Origin of the sequence: Polaromonas sp. (genome assembly GCF_029945925.1) — a bacterium.
In the GTDB taxonomy this organism is placed as follows: Bacteria; Pseudomonadota; Gammaproteobacteria; order Burkholderiales; family Burkholderiaceae_C; genus Polaromonas.
Genome location: NZ_JAQSDN010000062.1, coordinates 50,754 through 69,677, shown reverse-complemented (window position 1 = coordinate 69,677; position 18,924 = coordinate 50,754). Strand labels below are relative to the sequence as shown.

Here is an 18,924-nt window from a genome sequence, read left to right as displayed (position 1 = left end):
TTGTTTAGGCTGCGGCTTTGGCGGCTTTTTCGCCGGCCGGGTTGGACGCCGCTTTGGCGGGTGCGGCTGCGGTGAGCTTCCTGGCCGCCATTTCGCCGAGTGCCCGCTTGTATTCCAACGGGAACACCTTGACGAACTTGCCGCGCGCTTCCGCCCAGTTGTCCAGCAACTCGCGGGCACGCTTGCTGCCGGTCCAGCGGTTGTGGTCTTCCAGCAGCTTCTTCAGTTGCGCTTCATCGGTCTTGCCGCCGTGCCACAAGGCGTGGTCGGACCCGGCCTCCTGCTGGGCAGCAGGCTGGACTTTCTCCAGCGACACCATGGCCGTGTTGCAGCGCTTGGCAAACTGGCCGTCCTCGTCGTACACGTAAGCCACGCCACCGCTCATGCCGGCTGCGAAGTTGCGCCCGGTTTTTCCAAGCACCACCACGGTGCCGCCGGTCATGTATTCGCAGCCGTGGTCACCCGTGCCCTCGACGACCGCCGTGGCGCCCGACAGGCGCACCGCAAAACGTTCGCCGGCCACGCCGCTGAAGAAGGCTTCGCCGGTGGTCGCGCCATAAAGCACGGTGTTGCCGACGATGGTGTTCTTGACCGCGTCACCCCGGAAATCGATGCTGGGCCGCACCACGATGCGCCCACCTGACAGGCCCTTGCCGGTGTAATCGTTGGCATCGCCGATCAGGTACATGGTGATGCCTTTGGCCAGGAAAGCGCCGAAAGACTGGCCGCCCGTTCCCTCGAGCTGGATGCGCAAGGTGTCGTCCGGCAGGCCCTCCGGGTGACGCCGCGTCAGCTCGCCGGACAACATCGCGCCGACGGTGCGATTGACGTTGCGTGCCACCTCGATGAACTGGACTTTTTCACCCTTTTCGAGAGCTGCTTTCGATTTCTCGATCAGGCGCACGTCCAGCGCTTTTTCCAGCGCGTGGTCCTGCTCCATGACATGTTTGCGCGGCACATCGGCCGGCACGTTGGGCTGGTAGAACAGGCGCGAGAAGTCCAGCCCGCCGGCCTTCCAGTGTTCGATGCCCTTTTGGGTGTCGAGCAGGTCGGCGCGACCGATCAGCTCGTCGAAGGTGCGTATGCCCAGTTGTGCCATCAGCTGGCGCGCCTCTTCGGCGACAAAGAAGAAGTAGTTGACGACATGTTCGGGCTTGCCGCTGAATTTCTGGCGCAGCACCGGGTCCTGTGTGGCCACACCCACCGGGCAGGTGTTCAGGTGGCACTTGCGCATCATGATGCAGCCTTCGACCACCAGCGGTGCGGTCGCGAAACCGAACTCGTCGGCGCCGAGCAAGGCACCAATCACCACGTCGCGGCCGGTTTTCATCTGGCCGTCGGCCTGCACCCGGATGCGGCCGCGCAGGCGGTTGAGCACCAGCGTCTGCTGGGTTTCGGCCAGGCCGATTTCCCAAGGCGAGCCCGCATGCTTGATCGAGGACCAGGGCGATGCGCCGGTGCCGCCGTCGTGGCCGGCGATCACCACGTGGTCGGACTTGGCTTTCGCCACACCGGCGGCAATGGTGCCGACCCCGACCTCGCTGACCAGCTTGACGCTGATGCTGGCGCGCGGATTGACGTTTTTCAGGTCATGAATCAGTTGCGCCAGATCCTCGATGGAATAAATGTCGTGGTGCGGCGGAGGCGAGATCAGGCCCACACCCGGCACGGAGTAACGCAGCTGGCCGATGTACTCGCTGACCTTGCCGCCCGGCAACTGGCCACCCTCACCCGGCTTGGCACCCTGCGCCATCTTGATCTGGATCTGGTCGGCCGACACCAGGTATTCGGCCGTGACGCCGAAACGTCCCGAAGCCACCTGTTTGATGCGCGAACGCAGTGAATCCCCGTCCTGTAGCGGCAGGTCAACCTCAACCACGCTTTCGCCAATCACGCTCTTGAGCGTCTCGCCCTTTTTGATCGGGATGCCCTTGAGCTCTTGACGGTAGCGGTTCGGATCTTCGCCGCCCTCCCCGGTATTGCTCTTGCCGCCGATGCGGTTCATGGCCACGGCCAGCGTGGCATGCGCCTCGGTGCTGATGGAACCCAGCGACATCGCGCCGGTGGCGAAGCGCTTGACGATTTCCCTGGCCGGCTCGACCTCGTCGATCGGGATGGCTCTGGACGGATCGATCCTGAACTCGAACAGGCCACGCAGGGTCATGTGGCGGCGGTTCTGGTCGTTGATCAGCTGGGCGTATTCCTTGTAGGTGTTCCAGTTGTTCGAACGTGTCGAATGCTGCAGCTTGGCAATCGCATCCGGTGTCCACATATGGTCTTCACCACGCACGCGCCAGGCGTACTCGCCGCCAGCGTCCAGCATGTTGGCCAGCACCGGATCATTGCCGAATGCGGCCTTGTGCATGCGCAGCGCTTCTTCGGCGATTTCAAACACGCCCATGCCTTCGACCTGGCTGGCAGTACCGGTAAAGAACTTGTCGATGGTGGCACGGTTCAGGCCGATCGCCTCGAACAGCTGGGCACCGCAATAACTCATGTAGGTGGACACGCCCATCTTGGACATGATCTTGGACAGGCCCTTGCCAACCGCCTTGGTGTAGTTGTAGATCGCCTTGTCGGCACTCAGGTCCCCGGGCAAATCCCTGGCGAGTTCGACCAGCGTTTCCATCGCCAGATACGGGTGCACGGCTTCCGCGCCATAACCGGCGAGCACGGCAAAATGATGGACTTCACGGGCCGAGCCGGTTTCGACCACCAGACCTGCCGTCGTGCGCAGGCCCTCCTTGACCAGGTGCTGGTGAATGGCCGACAACGCGAGCAAGGCCGGAATCGCGACCTGGGTCGGGCTGATGCCACGGTCGCTGACGATCAGGATGTTCTTGCCGCTCTTGATCGCGTCGACCGCTTCCGCACACAGCGAGGCGAGCTTGGCTTCAACCCCTTCGTGGCCCCAGGCCAGCGGATAGGTGATGTCCAGCGTATAGCTTTTGAATTTTCCCTGGGTGTGCGTTTCGATGTCGCGCAGCTTGCGCATGTCGGCGACATTGAGCACCGGCTGCCCGACTTCCAGCCGCATCGGCGGGTTGACCTGGTTGATATCGAGCAGGTTGGGCTTGGGGCCCACAAAGGACACCAGCGACATCACAATCGCCTCGCGAATCGGGTCGATGGGCGGGTTGGTGACCTGCGCGAACAGCTGCTTGAAGTAGTTGTACAGCGGCTTGTTCTTGTTGGACAGCACGGCCAACGGGCTGTCGTTGCCCATGGAGCCGGTGCCTTCCTCGCCATTGACGGCCATGGGCGACATCAGGAACTTGATGTCTTCCTGGGTGTAACCGAAGGCCTGCTGACGGTCCAGCAAGGCGTGCGACTCGGTCAGGCCGGAGCTCGACGCCGAGGTCGCGCTCGCTTCGTCGGAACCCATCTTCAGGCCGTCCGTCGGCGCAGGCACCGTCGTCGCCTGCACATCATCGAGCCGGATGCGCAGGTTTTCAATCCATTGTTTGTAGGGCTTGCTGTGGGCCAGCGTGGCCTTGATCTCTTCATCGTCGATCATGCGTCCCTGTTCCAGGTCGATCAGGAACATCTTGCCTGGCTGCAGGCGCCATTTGCGCACGATCTTGTTTTCCGGAATCGGGAGCACGCCCGATTCGGACGCCATGATGACCAGGTCGTCGTCGGTCACGCAATAACGGGATGGACGCAAGCCATTGCGGTCCAGCGTCGCGCCGATCTGGCGCCCGTCGGTGAACACGATGGACGCCGGACCATCCCAGGGCTCCAGCATGGCGGCGTGGTACTCATAGAAGGCCTTGCGGCGCTCGTCCATGGTGGTGTGCTGCTCCCAGGGCTCGGGAATCATCATCATCACGGCCTGGCTGATCGGGTAACCGGCCATGGTCAGCAACTCGAGGCAGTTGTCGAAGGTCGCAGTGTCGGACTGGTCGGAAAAGCTGATCGGGTAGAGCTTTTGCAGGTCGGCGCCCAGCACCGGCGAGGACATCACGCCTTCGCGCGCCTTCATCCAGTTGTAGTTGCCCTTGACGGTGTTGATCTCTCCGTTGTGGGCGACATAACGGTAGGGGTGGGCCAGCGGCCACTCGGGAAAGGTGTTGGTCGAAAACCGCTGGTGCACCAGGCCCAGCGCGGACACGCATCGCGGATCCTGCAGGTCCAGGTAATAGGTGCCCACCTGGTCGGCCAGCAGCAGGCCCTTGTAGACCACGGTGCGGCTGGACATGCTGGGGACGTAATATTCCTTGCTGTGGGTGAGCTTCAGGCGCTGGATCGCGGCACTGGCGGTCTTGCGGATCACGTAGAGCTTGCGCTCCAGCGCGTCCTGCACGATCACATCATTGCCGCGGCCAATGAAAATCTGGCGCAAGATGGGTTCTTTCTCGCGCACCGTCGGCGACATCGGCATCTCGCGATTGACGGGCACATCGCGCCAGCCCAGCAGCACCTGGCCCTCCATGCGCACAGCACGCTCGAGTGCCTGTTCGCAGGCCAGCCGCGAGGCATGCTCTTTGGGCAGGAACACCATGCCCACGCCGTATTCGCCCGGAGGCGGAAGATTGACGCCCTGCCTGGCCATCTCCTCACGGTAAAGCGCATCCGGCAGCTGGATCAGGATGCCGGCGCCGTCGCCCATCAGTTTGTCAGCGCCCACCGCGCCACGATGGTCCAGGTTCTCGAGAATCTTCAGGCCCTGCTGCACGATGGCATGGCTTTTGTGACCCTTGATGTGGGCCACAAAGCCGACGCCGCAAGCGTCATGCTCGTTGGCCGGGCTGTAAAGACCGTTTTGTTCAAAATGCGTGATTTCAGCAGCCGTGGTCATGGCTTACTCCTGGTCGGTAAGGGAGAACAGCGCCGGAGTGCGCGTTGCACACCAGCCTGTCCCCCAAGTTTCGTAATGGGTCGCAAGGAACGACAGCATAGTGCAGTGCAACAACAATGCCAAGCGGAAAAATTGGGGTCAGATTCTAATTAAAACAATTACGACATCTGATGGTTTTAAATAGGGACAGATTAAAGACGATGATCAACTTGACAGCGCCAGAGTGGAAGGCCGCTCAGGGGCTGTCTGGTTTTCGCGCCGGGCGTCCAACCCGCGTTTTGACGAGCCGGCGTTCCGTGCGTTTTTGCAGGTCCGCCAGGAAATCAGCATTCCCCAGCGCCCAGCCGCTCAGGGCCGATTCTGTCAGTGCTGCCTGCTGACTGGCGGACACACCCACGCGCACCATGTCGGCGTAGGCGGCTTCGCGCGCAAAAGGTGTGTTCCCCAAAGTCCAGAACAGGGGATGTGGCGTTACCAGTCTGTCGCTGCGCATTCCGACGTAGTGGCCGTGGCTGGACCAGGGGTAGTCGCGCGCCTCGGCGACCAGCCCCGCCCGCACCGGATTGAGATCGATATAGGCCATGCAGGCCAGCAGATAGGCCTCTGTCTGGATCGGCGTGGAGCGGTAGCGCCCCTCCCACAGGGTGCCCGATCGCCCCTGCCTGTCGTTGAAATAGCGCACATACCGCCTGCCCACGGCCTGCATCATGCGTGGCAGGGAATCGGCGGCCTCCGGCGTGACCAGCAAATGAACGTGGTTGCTCATCAGCACATAGGCATGCACGGCGACGCCTGATTTTCTGGCGTGTTCCTCAATCAGGTCCAGCAAGGTCTGGTAATCGGCGGGACACGAAAAAATGGCCTGCCGGTTGTTGCCGCGCAGGATGACGTGGTGCGGGTAGCCGGGAAGGCTCAGACGGGGAAGGCGGGCCATGACAATGTGCGCTGTGGTTCAACGCCATCATAGGGGAACCCGCCTGCCTGGATGCACTTATCGATTCGGCGTGCTTCGCTTAGCGGACCACGTTCAGAATGGAAAAAGGCGGTTGGAGAATGCCAACACGTCATAAGGCTATGCAAGGGCGAGTCCCCGGCCATGGGTAAACCCGGCAAAGCCACGGCGCATGGCATGACCACTTCGCAGTGGCGGGCCGGGGAGTCGATGCCGGTACGAACTTAGGGCGCGCGCTCCAGCAGGCCGTGAATCTGCCAGGCCAGCCCCATGCCGGCCAGCGCGCAGGCACCGGTCACCGTCCAGGTCAGCTGCCAGTGTCCCGCCAGACCAGCCACCCACGCCACCAGCGGCGGTCCACAGAACTGGCCAAAGGCCGACCATTGCTGCATCCAGCCCACTGTGGTGGGCACAGTGGCCATGCTCGGTGCCAGACGAACCGCGAGGCTGAACAGCGTCCCCGGGATCAGACCCCCCAGCATTGAGAAAGCCAGCACCGCCAGATACCGTACCCAGGGGCTGGCATCCACCCCAAAGGCCAGCAAGGCACCCCCGCCCATGGCGGCAAACCCTGCAACAAGCAAGGCCAGCGGAGGGACACGCAGGTGCAGCAAGCGGCCAGCCGCGAGGTTGCCGATGATGTTGACGGCCGCCGCCAGTGCGGTGAGCCAGGCGGCGACGCCGGGGGGCAATCCGGCCTGAGCATAAATCGACGGCAAAAATCCGACTACAGCCAGCCACTGCCCTGAATACATTGAAAAGCACAGAGCCACCAGCCAGACCCCGCGTGAACGCAGCGTCAGGCTTAGAAGGCCACGGCTACCGGAAAAAAGCGCCGCCGCAGGGGATGGGGTTCGCGATGGCTTCTCTCCCAGAGGCTGGTCCGCAGGGACGCTGCGATACAACACGATGGCGAGCAAAACGGACAAGGCGGACAGGAGCCACCACAAAATTCGCCATCCCCAGTCGACATCGGCCTGCGCCATCACCCACGGCCCCACGAGCATGGCCAGTGCTGCGCCCAGCGGCATGTAGGCCCCCCATGCACCCAGCGCGCGGCTCAAACACCCGGCGGGCACCAGTGCACGCAGCAGCCCCGGCGCGGGCAAAACCACACATAAAAACCCCAGTCCTTCAAAGACGCGGCTTGCAAGCAGCCAGGCCGTACCCTGCGCTGCACCGCCCAGGGCGCTGGCCAGGCCGAGCACCAGCAAGCCGGCGAGCATGCTGCGCCGCGGACCGTAGCGCTGAATCAGCAACCCGGCCGGCAGACCCAGCGTCATCCCGGCGAGCTGAAACAGCGCCAGTAGAAAACCCGCCTGTACCAGGGACACACCCAGCACCTGCTGCAGCGCCGGCAACGCTGGCGGCAGCTTGCCCACATGCAGCGCCGCCACCACGCCGGCGGCGATCACCAGGCTCGCGGGATGAACGGTCCTCAAACAGGAAACACCACGCGTCCGTTCAGGCGCTCGTGTTCCTTGGCGGCAAACCGGTCTGTCATGCCGGCGATGTAGTCGGCCACCACGCGCTCGGGCCTGGCCTGGTGTCTTGCACTGCCGGACGGCCTGCTGCCCAGTTGGTCGAACCTGTCGCTGTGCGCCTGCGGCATCTGCGCCGGATCGGCCATGTAAGCGGCAAACAGGTCGCGCACCACCTGCTGGGCCGTCTGTGTGGTCTCGACCACCTGCGGATGGCGGTATAAATTTTGCAGCAGGAAACGCTTGAGGGACGAGGACTTCATGGCCATTTCATCACTGAAGCAGACCAGCGGCGGATGCTGGCGCACAGCCTGCACATCGGCCGGCATCGCAGCCCGCAAGGCGGCGCCCGTGGCGTCCATCACGTCGTAAACCTGGGCACTGAGCATGCGGCGTATGGTTTCAAACAACAATCGCCGTCCCAGCAAACCTGGGTACCTGGCGAGCGTTTCCCGGTGGTACGCCTCAAACAAGTCGACCTCCATGAGCTGCTCCAGGCTGAGCAGACCGGAGCGCACGCCATCGTCAATGTCATGGGCGTTGTAGGCGATCTCATCGGCGAGATTGGCAAGCTGGGCCTCAAGGCTGGGCTGCTGCGCGTGCGGGCCGTCGCCGGAGGATTCCAGGAAGCGCTGCGCCACGCCGCCGGGTTCGCGCCCTTCCATCCGCCGGGCGTTGCGGCGGGAGCAATGCTTGAGAATGCCTTCCCGGGTTTCAAAGGAAAGGTTCAGCCCGTCGTAATCCGGGTAACGTTCCTCGAGCGTGTCCACCACACGCAGGCTTTGCAGGTTGTGTTCGAAGCCGGCGCTGTCCGGGTTGTGTCTTTTCAGGCAGATATTGAGCGCATCCTGACCGGCGTGGCCAAACGGCGTGTGGCCGAGATCATGAGCCAGCGCGATGGCTTCGACCAGGTCTTCGTTCAATTGCAGCGTGCGGGCGATGGAACGGCCAAGCTGCGCGACTTCGAGCGAATGGGTCAGGCGGGTACGGAACAAATCGCCTTCATGGTTCAAAAATACCTGGGTCTTGTAGACCAGGCGGCGAAATGCTGTGGAATGCACAATCCGGTCGCGGTCGCGCTGGAAGGCCGAACGGGTCGGCGCAGCGGGCTCGGGGTAGCGACGGCCACGCGACTGGGCCGGATCGCAGGCATAGGGAGCCAGTGCAGTCATGAATCAAGCATCCAATCGGGCTTCAGCCCTTTTAATACGTGCGCAGATAGCTATTATTTTGATAGCAATCAATCGGTGAAGCATTCATTCGCAGCATGCGTCGATCACCTCGCGCACCAGTGCATCCGGCGCACTGCGCACAGTGGCGTGGCCGGGGCCGTTGATCACGACAAATCTGATTTCACCAGCTTCCGCCTTTTTATCCACACGCATCAGTTCCAGATAGCGCCCCGCGTTGTCGGTGGCAGACAGCCTGGGGCCGACCACCGGCAGCCCGGCGCGTTGGACAAGCACACGCAGGCGATCAACAAACGCCACGTCGACGAGACCCAGCCTTTGCGAGAGCCGGGCAGCCATCACCATGCCGCAGCCCACACCTTCGCCATGCAGCCATTGGCCGTAACCCAGCCCCGACTCGATCGCATGTCCGAAGGTGTGTCCGAAATTCAGGATGGCGCGCAGCCCGGCCTCACGTTCATCCTGCCCCACCACCGCGGCCTTGATCTCGCAGCTGCGCCGGACGGCGTGTGCCAGCGCCGCCGGTTCACGCGCGAGCAGGGCCCCGATGTTTACCTCGATCCAGTCAAGAAAAGCCATGTCGGCAATCGGCCCGTACTTGATGATCTCCGCAAGTCCGGCGCTCAACTCGCGCGGGGGCAAGGTCTGGAGCACGTCCAGGTCGCAGATCACGCGCTCCGGCTGGTAAAACGCGCCCACCATGTTTTTTCCCAGCGGGTGATTGATGGCCGTTTTCCCACCAACCGAAGAATCCACTTGCGCCAGCAAGGTGGTGGGTACCTGCACAAACGGCACACCGCGCATGTAGCAAGCTGCCGCAAATCCCGTCATGTCGCCCACCACGCCGCCGCCCAGGGCAAAAAGCACGGTCTTGCGGTCACAGCCGTTGGCCAGCAGGGCATCGAAAATCAGTTGCAGGGTGGGCCAGTCCTTGTGAGCCTCACCATCGGGCAGAATCACTTGCAGCACTTTTTTATAATGCACCTGCAGTGCCAGCTGCAAGGAGCGGGCATAAAGAGGGGCCACCGTGTCATTCGACACAATCAGCGCGGTGCTTGCGGCCGGCAGATTCAGGTAAGCGCCGGGGTCACCCAGCAGGCCGGCACCAATGGTGATGGGGTAGCTGCGCTCGCCCAGGTCAATGAAAACCTGCTGCGTCGCCGGGGGAGAATTTGAAGCCATGACACAAGTGTAGAGGCTCTGCCGGCCCGTACGGCGCTCTGTGGCCCGCATCACGGCGCTTCCGCCGCCTTAGCGCATTGAATCGGGCTGGCGTCTTCAGCAGATCGCGTGTCAGGCGTCAGACGCGGGAAGAACACCCGCCAGTTCAAGCTGGGTCACCACCATGTTGACCAGCGTCGCCACCGAAGGCCGCCCCGTTTCCACCACAAATCGGGCGCTTTCGCGGTACAGCGGGTCACGCAGCGTATACAGCTCGCGCAAGCGCGCCAGCGGGTCAGGCACCTGCAACAGTGGCCGATTCCGGTCGTGCCGCAGCCGGCGAAAAACCTCTTCGGGCGCCGAGTGCAGGTAAATCGCCTGAGTACGCTGCTTCAAATGCTGGCGATTGGCCGGCCGCAACACCGCCCCGCCACCCGTCGATAACACGCAGGGCTCCCCCAACGTCAATTCGTCGATCACGCTTTGTTCAAGGTCACGAAAGGACTCCTCGCCCTCCCGCTCAAAAAACTCGCGAATGGACAAACCGACGCGCTGCTCGATGACATGGTCGGTGTCGATGAATGGTCGGCCGAGACGTCGGGCCAGTTGACGTCCGATGGTCGACTTGCCGGATCCGGGAAGACCGACCAGTGCTACATGAGCAGGCCCGCTCATCAGCTTCTCCTGTCAGAGTGAATCACGGCAACAAACAAATAAGAAAGAAGGTGTTGTTGAACATCTCTGCCGCGGACAGGGCCTGAACAGGGCTCGCAGACACCGTAGCCCTCGGAGAACCGCCAGCCCGCAAGACGAGCCGGAAGGCCATTCCAGCTTCGCGTCGCGCAGCCAACGCTCAGCGCAGGGCCGCGCCGTTGGAAATCATTTTGGGCGAGATAAAGACCAGCAACTCGGACTTGTTGGCCGTCCGCGTCTTGGTCTTAAACAGGTTGCCCACCCCAGGCAGATCGCCCAGCAAGGGAACCTTGGTTACGTCCTCACGCTCGTTCTGCTCAAAAATACCGCCAATTACCACCGTGCCGCCGTTTTCAACCAGCACCTGGGTCTGTATGTGTTTGGTATCGATCGCAAAACCGTTGGTCGTCGACCTGCCCACACTGTCCTTGTTCACGTCAACATTCAGGATGATGTTTCCTTCAGGCGTGATTTGCGGGGTCACTTCCAGTTTCAGGTTGGCCTTGCGGAAGGCGATGGAGGTTGCGCCGCTGGAGGTCGCTTGCTGGTAAGGCAACTCGGTACCTTGCTCGATCAGGGCCTTGACCTGGTCGGCCGTCACGATGCGCGGGCTCGACACAATCTTGCCTTTGCCATCGGCTTCCATGGCTGAAATTTCAAGATTGAGCAACCGAGTGGCGCCCGACGAAAAGAGTGAAACTGCAAAGGTAGCAGCACTGAATCCGTTTTGGCCGACCCCGGGAAGGTTTAGAAAGTCGCCTGTAGTAGTTCCGTAGTTCACGCCCTGAACCGGAGCTCCGGGTGTGGTACCTGGATTGATGTAAGTCGGGCCGAACGACGCATTACTTGCGCCGTTGAGCGAAAACGGCCGCCCACCTAGTCGAACACCCAATGATTTCCCAAATGTATCCGAGGCTTCCACAATGCGCGCCTCAATCAGGACCTGCCGCACGGGAATATCTATTTTCGCAATGAAGCTCTGCACTTGTTCCAGCTTGGAGGGAATGTCGGTCACAAACAGCTGGTTCGTTCTGGCCTCGGCAATCGCACTGCCGCGATTGGACAGGATGCGGGCACTGGTCGGACCGGTGCCGCCCGCCGTGATCTGGGCACCGATATCCGCTGCTTTCGCATAGTTGATCTGGAAAGATTGCGTGCGTACCGACTCCAGGGACTGGATCGCATTGCGCGACTCCAGATCGAGCTTGTCTTTCGCGGCCAGTTCGTCCTTGGGTGCAATCAGCAACACATTGCCTGTTTTCCGCATCCCCAGGCCTTTGGCCTGCAAAATAATGTCCAGAGCCTGATCCCATGGCACATCCTTGAGGCGCAGGGTCACGGCCCCCGACACACTGTCGGAGGTGACGATATTGAAATTGGTGAAGTCGGCAATGACTTGCAGCAGGGACCGTGTCTCGATATTCTGGAAGTTCAGGGACAGTTTTTCACCGGTGTAGCCGGGCCCCTGCGACAGCTTGGATTCGTCCACTTTTTGCTGCCGGACTTCCAGCACAAACTGGTTGTCGCTCTGATAAGCGCTGTGTTCCCACGAACCTTTGGGTTCAACAACCATGCGGACCTTGTCACCCAGCTGGGAAGTGGTCACGCTTTGAACCGGCGTGCCGAAGTCGGACACGTCCAGCCGGCGACGCAAGCCTTCGGGCAAGGCGGTTTTCAGGAATTCCACCACCAGGGTCTGCCCCTGCTGTCGGATGTCGACGCCCACCTGGTTATTGGCAAGATCGACCACAATCCGGCCCGAAGCGTCCGTCCCCCGCCGGAAATCGATGTCTTTCAGCGGCAAGGTGTCTCGGTTGCGATTTTCGGCAAACACAGGTGCAACGACGGGTGAGGGCGTGGCAACGGCCACCGGGTCCAGCGTGATCAGCAGGGATTTCCCCTGAATCTGCGCCGTGTAGGCCGTCGAAGCCTTGAGATTGAGGACAACGCGCGTTCTTTCACCCGCCTGGACCACGTTGGCAGAACGCAGATTGCCCAGATTCAGTTCAAGAGCCGAGCGGCCCATGGAATTGCTGACACCGGGGAAATCGAGCGCAATCCGCGCGGGCGTCTGGATCGTGAAGCCAGTGGGAACTGCGGTCAACGCTTCTTTCAGGTCGATACGAATGACTTCGGAGCCTCCCTGGACGGAACCCGACACTGCCTCGATCGCATTGGGCGCCTGGGCCCATGCTTGCGCTGCCAACGCGAGCGTCACCCATGCCGTACCGATGGCCAGGCCAGCCGATATCCGCGACCATGCACCCCGTGCCGAGACTGCCTGCATCGTCCATGCATTCTTGTTCATTTTGACCCCTCTTGAAGCTGTAAAGTCGCTGTCCGCTCTAACCATTCGCCTGCAGCGTCCTGCACAATTTCCCGCAGGGCGACCTCAGTCTCAGAAATTTTCGTTATGCGCCCGTAGTTCTGGCCCAGGTAGTTGCCAACGCGCACCTGGTAAAGCAGGTTGTCCACCCGCACCAGCGCCACCGGCTGCCCCTGCTTTGTCAGGCTGCCCACCATTGCGACCGCATCGAGCGGCATCGCTTCCAGCGGCTCCTTGCGACGGCTCAACTCAGGCGCAATCAGGGCTGCATTGGCAGTCGCCCGATTGGAGTCGCGGTTCAGCGCCTGGGTCAATTTCTGGGGGCTGAACGGCTCGACAGCGCCCTCCTGGGTATAAGCCTGCGGCGAAAACCTGGTGGGCTCAGGCAAGGGTTCGATCCTGGGCTTTGTCAGATTGCGTTGCTCGGCCATCCACTGCTGTAATTCCTCTTGCTCGGAAGAACTGCAGGCCGTCAGACTCAGGCCGACCACGGCTATGGACACCAGCATGAACGTCTTTTGGATAGCTGTCCGCTTCATTTTTTGGGGCCTTTCGCGGGCGCCGCTTTACGCTGCAAGGCAACTTCTTCAGGATCGAGGTAGCGGAATGTCTTGGCGGTCGTGTCCATGCTCATCATTCCGTCCTTGACCGGAGCAATCGTCATGTTGTTGAGTGTCACAATGCGCGACAGATTGGCAATATCGGCTGCAAAAGCCCCGATATCGTGATAACGCCCAGACACCTTGATCGCAATCGGCAGCTCCGCGTAATACTCCTTGACGCTGACCTGTCCGGGCCGAAACAGCTCAAACTGCAGACTTCGGCCCAATCCGGCCTGGTTGATGTCTGATAGCAAAGCATCCATTTCGGCCTTGCTGGGTAGTTGTTTCTCCAATTGGGTCACGTACTGCTGGACCTGCTCACGCTGCTTTTTCAGGGCTTCCAGGTTGACCGCTTGCGCCAGCTTCTTCCTGAAATCTTCCCTCAGCTGCACTTCCTTGGCCTGTTCTGCCTTGAGTTCCTCGTCAGAATCGCTGAGCCATACAAACCACAGCGCAACCACTACGGCGACGGTCACAAACACATACAGGAGAAAACGAGGAAACGCCGGCCAGGAGGAAGGGTCATTCGGGTTGAGTCCGACAAATTGCGCCTTCAGACCGTCCTGAAGCGCGGAAAAATTAACATTGAATTTCGGTGTACGTGCCATAGTCAGTGCCTGTTCGGGGCTGGGTTCGTCAGCTCTTGGCCGCGGCCATGCCCGGCTGGGCGGGCTTGCCCACGGCGGCGCCGGAAGACCCCGCCGCTGATGCCGCCGCTTTCTGCACATCCGTGGCCCGCCTGAGTCCCACGCGCATCGAAAAATTCGCGACGCGCCGCTGGTCGCGCGCGCCCAGCGTGATTGTTCTGCCGGTGATTTCAATCAGTTCGGGCCGGGTCAGCCATGGACTGTTGTTGCCCAGATTGCGCAGCAACTCGGAGACCCGCTCGTTGGACTGGGCCACCCCGGTCAGCATCACGGACTGGTTGTCCTGCTTCATGGTGCTCAGGTAAACCCCGTCCGGCAACTGTCGGACCAGTTCATCGAGCAGGTAGACCGGCAGATTCCGGTTGCCCTGCAGGTCCTCCACCGCCATTTGGCGGGCACGCAAGGCGGCAATTTCCTGCTGCAGGCCCGCAATTTCCTTGATTTGGTTCTCAAGACGGGTGATTTCGGTTTTCAGAAACGTATTCTTTCCCTGCTGCCCCGAAATTTGGGCCTGGTACCAGGAATAAACCGCTCCGCAGAGCAGACCGCCAGTGAGGGCAGCAATACCCAAGGCGACGAAAAAAGCCTCACGGCGGCGTTTGCGCGCCGCTTCGCGATGGGGAAGCAGATTGACCAGAATCACTGGAAAAACCTCCGCAAAGCCAGCCCGCAAGCGGTCAGGTAAGACGCGGCTTCACGCTTCATCTTGTTCTCCCTTACATTGCCGCCCAAAACCATGCCCTCAAAGGGATTGGCAACCATGCAGGCAAATGAGGTCTGCTGGGTCACTGCTTCGGTCAACCCCGGCAATGCCGACGAACCGCCCGCCAGCATCACGTAATCCACCTTGTTGTGCGGAGTACTCGTAAAAAAGAATTGGAGCGCACGACCAATTTCCTGCGCCATGCTGTCAACAAAGGGTTTGAGCACGTTGCCATCGTAGTCATCCGGCAGGTCGCCACTGCGCTTTTTTCCTTCCGCCTCTTCCGGAGAAAAACCATACTGGCGGACGATCAGCTGGGTCAGCTGAGCTCCGCCAAAAGCCTGGTCGCGCTCATACAGCACTTCGTCGTTCTTGATGACCTGCATGCTGGTGGTCAGGGCACCGACTTCGAACAGGGCCACCATGGTGTCCAGGCCCTTGTTCGGCAGGCTCTCAATCAGTCGGGCCGTCGCCAGCCGTGAAGCATAGGACTCCACATCCACCACCACCGGTTTGAGACCTGCCGCCTCGGCCAGCCCCTGCCGGTCGTTGACTTTTTCCTTGCGGGATGCGGCGATCAGCACCTCCACGTCACCCGCCGAGCTGGCGCTGGGACCTATGACACAAAAATCAAGACTGACCTCATCCAGAGAAAAGGGGATGTATTGATTGGCCTCGGCCTCTACCTGGATCTCCAGCTCCTGCTCGCTCATTCCGCCGGGCAGGATGATTTTCTTGGTGATCACGGCCGACGCGGGCAGGGCCATGACCACATTTTTGGTGCGTGTCCCGCTCTTTTTGACCAGTCGGCGGACTGCCTCGGCAACTTCGTCAAATTTCTCGACGTTGCCGTCGGTGATCCAGCCCCGTTCCAGGGGCTCAATGGCGCACCGGTCAAGCACCAGGTTGCCAGCCTTGTCATGGCTGAGCTCTACCAGCTTGACGCTGGACGAACTGATGTCCAGGCCCAGCAAGGCTGGCGATTGACGGTTTAATAAAGACCCCAGAGAGATCAAGACGGTCCCCAGATGACGGCTAATATGTAGCCCTACAAACTTAAGAAATCACTTGAATGCTATCAGTAAGGTCCTTGTACAACAAAGGATTTTTCAGTTTTAGCTTACTATCACCGTTGTCAAAAGTAGACGCTTTCAATGGCTTGACCGGGTTGATGTCGGCGCGGCGACAAGGCCACAATTGCAAAATGTGAAATCCCTGACAACCTGCAAAGTCTTCCAGCATCGTGGATTTTTACAATGCTGGCGCGAACTTACGTTAAACCCATGCCGTCAAATTCTTCGACTTCCGAATCCCGTCCCTCCCCTGTCAGCCAGCTGTCCTGGCTGCCCAAGCTGCTCAAGGCCTTTGCGTGGGGCCTGGGTCTGGCGCTGGCTGGCCTTGTTTCACTCCTGATCATCATTGCGGTTGCGCTGGCCGTCGCCTACCCCAACCTGCCGGATGTGTCCGATTTGCTGGACTACCGCCCGAAACTTCCTTTGCGCGTCTATTCAGCGGATGCGGTTCTGATTGGTGAGTTTGGCGAGGAGCGCCGCAACCTGACACCGATCGGCGAGATACCCAAGGTCATGAAGGATGCGGTGCTGGCTATTGAGGATGCTCGCTTCTTCTCTCATGGCGGGGTTGATTACATCGGCGTGATCCGGGCCGGCCTCGCCAATGTGGGACGGGCCAAGAGTCAGGGCGCCTCGACCATCACCATGCAGGTCGCCCGCAACGTCTACCTGTCTACCGAAAAGAGCTACACGCGGAAAATCTACGAGATCTTGCTGACCTTCAAGCTGGAACACCTGCTGAGCAAGGATCAGATCCTGGAGATCTACATGAACCAGATCTTCCTGGGGCAACGCGCTTATGGTTTTGCCGCCGCGTCCGAGATTTATTTCGGCAAGCCGCTTAAATCCATCAGCATCGCCGAGGCCGCCATGCTCGCGGGCCTGCCCAAGGCCCCATCCGCCTACAACCCGGTCAGCAACCCCAGGCGGGCCCGGGCGCGCCAGCTTTACATCATTGAGCGCATGGAAGAAAACGGCTTCATCACGCCGGAACAGGCGGTGGCAGCCAAAAACGAGGACATCAAGGTCAAATCCGGCCCAGACACTGGGCGGGTGCATGCCGAATTTGTGGCAGAAACCGTGCGCCAACTGGTGTATAGCCAGTATGGCGACGAAACCTACACGCGCGGCTTGAATGTCTTCACCACCCTGCGGGCTGCCGACCAGACCATGGCCTACAAGGCGCTACGCAAAGGCATCATGGATTATGAAAGGCGGCAGATCTACCGCGGCCCCGAAAAATTCATTGCCCTGTCCAGCGATCCCAAGGAAACCGAAGACGCGATTGACGATGCCTTGGCAGAGAGTCCGGACAACGATGATGTGATGTCGGCTGTGGTGCTGGAAGCCGGGCCGAAGAAAATCGTGGCCCTTCGCCAGAACAGCGAAACCATTGAAATCACCGGCGACGGTCTCAAACCGGCCCAGTCGGGCCTGTCCGAAAAAGCGGCACCCAACATCAGGATCCGTCCCGGCGCCCTGATCCGCGTGACCAAAACAGCCAAAAACACTTGGGAAATCACACAGCTACCGGAGGTCGAGGGCGCTTTTGTGGCGCTGGACCCGCGCAGCGGCGCCATCAAGGCGCTGGTCGGCGGCTTTGACTATGAGAAAAACAAGTTCAACCATGTGACGCAGGCCTGGCGCCAGCCCGGCTCCAGCTTCAAGCCGTTTATCTATTCGGCCGCCCTCGAAAAAGGCTTCACCCCGGCGACGGTCGTTAACGACGCGCCCCTGTTTTTTGACGCTGGCGTCACCGGCGGCCAGCCTTGGGAGCCAAAAAATTACGACGGCACCTTCGAAGGCCCGATGAGCCTGCGCCGGGGGCTGGCCAGGTCAAAAAACATGATTTCCATCCGGATACTGCAGGCCATAGGCCCCAAATATGCCCAGGAATGGGTGACCCGGTTTGGTTTTGACGGTGACAAACACCCGGCCTACCTGACGATGGCACTGGGCGCCGGCTCGGTCACACCGCTGCAAATGGCCATCGGCTATTCGGTGTTTGCCAATGGCGGCTACCGCGTCAACCCCTACCTGATCACCAAAATCACCGACCAGAAAGGCAAGGTCGTGGTCGACCGCCCCGTTCCAACACTCGACGAGTCGGTCCGTGGTATCGAAGCGCGCAACGCCTTCATCATGTCCAGCCTCTTGCAGGAAGTTGCCCGCAGCGGCACCGCCGCCCGGGCCCAGGCGACCCTGAAACGGCCAGACCTCTATGGCAAAACCGGCACCACCAACGATTCAATCGACACCTGGTTTGTGGGCTTCCAGCCGACCCTCACCGCAGCCGTGTGGATGGGCTACGACACGCCGAAAAAACTCGGTGACCGGGAGACCGGGGGCGGCCTAAGCCTGCCGGTGTGGATCAACTTCATGGACTACGCGCTCAAAGGCGTGCCGGTAACCGAGTTTTCAGCCCCCGAGGGAGTTGTCAATATCGGCGGCGAGTGGTTTTATGATGAATACGCCAAAGGGTCCGGCATCAGCAGCGTCGGACTGGGAGACCGTCCCGCCGCAGGCGCCGGTGTGGACAACCCGATCACCGGCCAACCAGTGCCCCCCGGCGCCGCCATCCAGACCCCGCCACCGAGCGATGAACGCCGCCGGATTCTGGATCTGTTCAAGAACTAGCGGGGCGCGCGCCTGACGGTGCGCTGAACACCAGCGGCTGCCCGGCCTGCGCGCTGGCATAACGCGACAGCTCCGCAAACAGCGCGCTGCCATCCTTGGTGTCGGTCCACTGGCCCTGGTTGAATCTGTAATGAAAACCGCCAGCGCGGGCGGCCATCCAGATTTCCTGAAGCGGCTTCTGGAGATTGATGATGATCTGGCTGCGGTCGGCAAAAGTCAGCGTGATCATGCCCCCGGTTCTCTGGTTGTCGACGTCGGCATCCGTTTCGTCGTTGATGCGGTCACACGCCATTTCAATCGCCTTGAGGGCGGCTTCGGCATGGTCCAGATATTCCAGGTCGGTCATTACAATCCCATCATGTTTGCAAGATTTCAAATCCAGCGTCAAATTCTAGGCCGTCGCCAAGCGGCCTCCTGGGCTCATGGCCTTTCAACCGTCGCCGCGACCCTGGCTATTGCCATGGGTCTTGCGGCTTGCGGCCAGAAGGGCCCCCTCTTTCTCCCGCCACCGCCCAAAGCCCGTCCGGCCGGCATTGCCCCTGTCGCAGCGCCCGCCGCCGCCGCCAGCGCACCGGAAAGCGCCACAGCCACCCCGACTGATCTGCCGGCACCACCGCCAGCATCCGGTCCCGCCACTTTGCCGCCGCGATGAAAGCAC

The 18,924-nt window shown here is 61.0% G+C and carries 15 protein-coding genes; 2 read left to right on the top strand and 13 right to left on the bottom strand.

The genetic code is table 11. The annotated features are described in order from the left end of the window. Nucleotides 1-4 precede the first annotated feature (4 nt). The 12 genes from PSV40_RS20710 to PSV40_RS20655 form a co-directional block, all read right to left on the bottom strand. Nucleotides 5-4,801, bottom strand: coding sequence for a glutamate synthase-related protein (locus tag PSV40_RS20710; protein WP_300541450.1), 4,797 nt, complete (start codon nt 4,799-4,801; stop codon nt 5-7). A 235-nt stretch (nt 4,802-5,036) separates the two neighbouring features. After that, complete coding sequence (locus tag PSV40_RS20705) at nt 5,037-5,735, bottom strand: transposase (protein ID WP_300541448.1); 699 nt, start codon at nt 5,733-5,735, stop codon at nt 5,037-5,039. A 242-nt stretch (nt 5,736-5,977) separates the two neighbouring features. After that, entirely contained in the window at nt 5,978-7,195 is a 1,218-nt protein-coding gene (locus tag PSV40_RS20700) for an MFS transporter (protein ID WP_300541446.1), read from the bottom strand. Then, complete coding sequence (locus PSV40_RS20695) at nt 7,192-8,406, bottom strand: deoxyguanosinetriphosphate triphosphohydrolase (protein WP_300541445.1); 1,215 nt, start codon at nt 8,404-8,406, stop codon at nt 7,192-7,194. The genes PSV40_RS20700 and PSV40_RS20695 overlap by 4 nt, the downstream gene beginning before the upstream one ends. A gap of 84 nt (nt 8,407-8,490) precedes the next feature. Then, nucleotides 8,491-9,606, bottom strand: a complete 1,116-nt coding sequence (aroB, locus tag PSV40_RS20690; protein WP_300541443.1) for a 3-dehydroquinate synthase — start codon at nt 9,604-9,606, stop codon at nt 8,491-8,493. Between the two features lie 111 nt (nt 9,607-9,717). Beyond that, nucleotides 9,718-10,260 carry a shikimate kinase gene (locus tag PSV40_RS20685; RefSeq protein ID WP_300541441.1) on the bottom strand — a complete coding sequence of 181 codons (543 nt, stop codon included), beginning with the start codon at nt 10,258-10,260 and terminating at the stop codon, nt 9,718-9,720. 178 nt (nt 10,261-10,438) lie between these two features. Continuing rightward, nucleotides 10,439-12,586 carry a type IV pilus secretin PilQ gene (locus PSV40_RS20680; protein ID WP_300541439.1) on the bottom strand — a complete coding sequence of 716 codons (2,148 nt, stop codon included), beginning with the start codon at nt 12,584-12,586 and terminating at the stop codon, nt 10,439-10,441. Further along, the gene (locus PSV40_RS20675) at nt 12,583-13,113 is read right to left on the bottom strand and encodes a pilus assembly protein PilP (protein ID WP_300541436.1); all 531 of its coding nucleotides are present in this window, start codon (nt 13,111-13,113) and stop codon (nt 12,583-12,585) included. The genes PSV40_RS20680 and PSV40_RS20675 overlap by 4 nt, the downstream gene beginning before the upstream one ends. Before the next feature lie 26 nt (nt 13,114-13,139). Continuing rightward, nucleotides 13,140-13,814 (bottom strand): type 4a pilus biogenesis protein PilO, encoded by a 675-nt coding sequence (locus PSV40_RS20670; protein ID WP_300541434.1) that lies wholly within the window; start codon nt 13,812-13,814, stop codon nt 13,140-13,142. A 28-nt stretch (nt 13,815-13,842) separates the two neighbouring features. Then, nucleotides 13,843-14,496 carry a PilN domain-containing protein gene (locus PSV40_RS20665; RefSeq protein WP_300541432.1) on the bottom strand — a complete coding sequence of 218 codons (654 nt, stop codon included), beginning with the start codon at nt 14,494-14,496 and terminating at the stop codon, nt 13,843-13,845. Continuing rightward, nucleotides 14,493-15,572, bottom strand: coding sequence for a pilus assembly protein PilM (locus tag PSV40_RS20660; protein ID WP_300541430.1), 1,080 nt, complete (start codon nt 15,570-15,572; stop codon nt 14,493-14,495). Before PSV40_RS20660 ends, PSV40_RS20665 begins: the two co-directional genes overlap by 4 nt. A gap of 40 nt (nt 15,573-15,612) precedes the next feature. Next, complete coding sequence (locus PSV40_RS20655; RefSeq protein WP_300541428.1) at nt 15,613-15,798, bottom strand: hypothetical protein; 186 nt, start codon at nt 15,796-15,798, stop codon at nt 15,613-15,615. Nucleotides 15,799-15,839: 41 nt separating this feature from the next. Between PSV40_RS20655 and PSV40_RS20650 the strand changes: the two genes are divergently transcribed. Beyond that, nucleotides 15,840-18,266, top strand: coding sequence for a penicillin-binding protein 1A (locus tag PSV40_RS20650; protein ID WP_300541426.1), 2,427 nt, complete (start codon nt 15,840-15,842; stop codon nt 18,264-18,266). Here the strand turns inward: PSV40_RS20650 and cyaY are convergent. Continuing rightward, nucleotides 18,256-18,612 carry an iron donor protein CyaY gene (gene cyaY / locus PSV40_RS20645; protein ID WP_300541424.1) on the bottom strand — a complete coding sequence of 119 codons (357 nt, stop codon included), beginning with the start codon at nt 18,610-18,612 and terminating at the stop codon, nt 18,256-18,258. The two genes, PSV40_RS20650 and cyaY, sit on opposite strands and share 11 nt — an antisense overlap. Between cyaY and PSV40_RS22910 the strand changes: the two genes are divergently transcribed. After that, on the top strand, nt 18,586-18,918 hold the full coding sequence (locus tag PSV40_RS22910; RefSeq protein ID WP_366915054.1) for a lipoprotein: 333 nt from the start codon (nt 18,586-18,588) through the stop codon (nt 18,916-18,918). The two genes, cyaY and PSV40_RS22910, sit on opposite strands and share 27 nt — an antisense overlap. Nucleotides 18,919-18,924 lie beyond the last annotated feature (6 nt).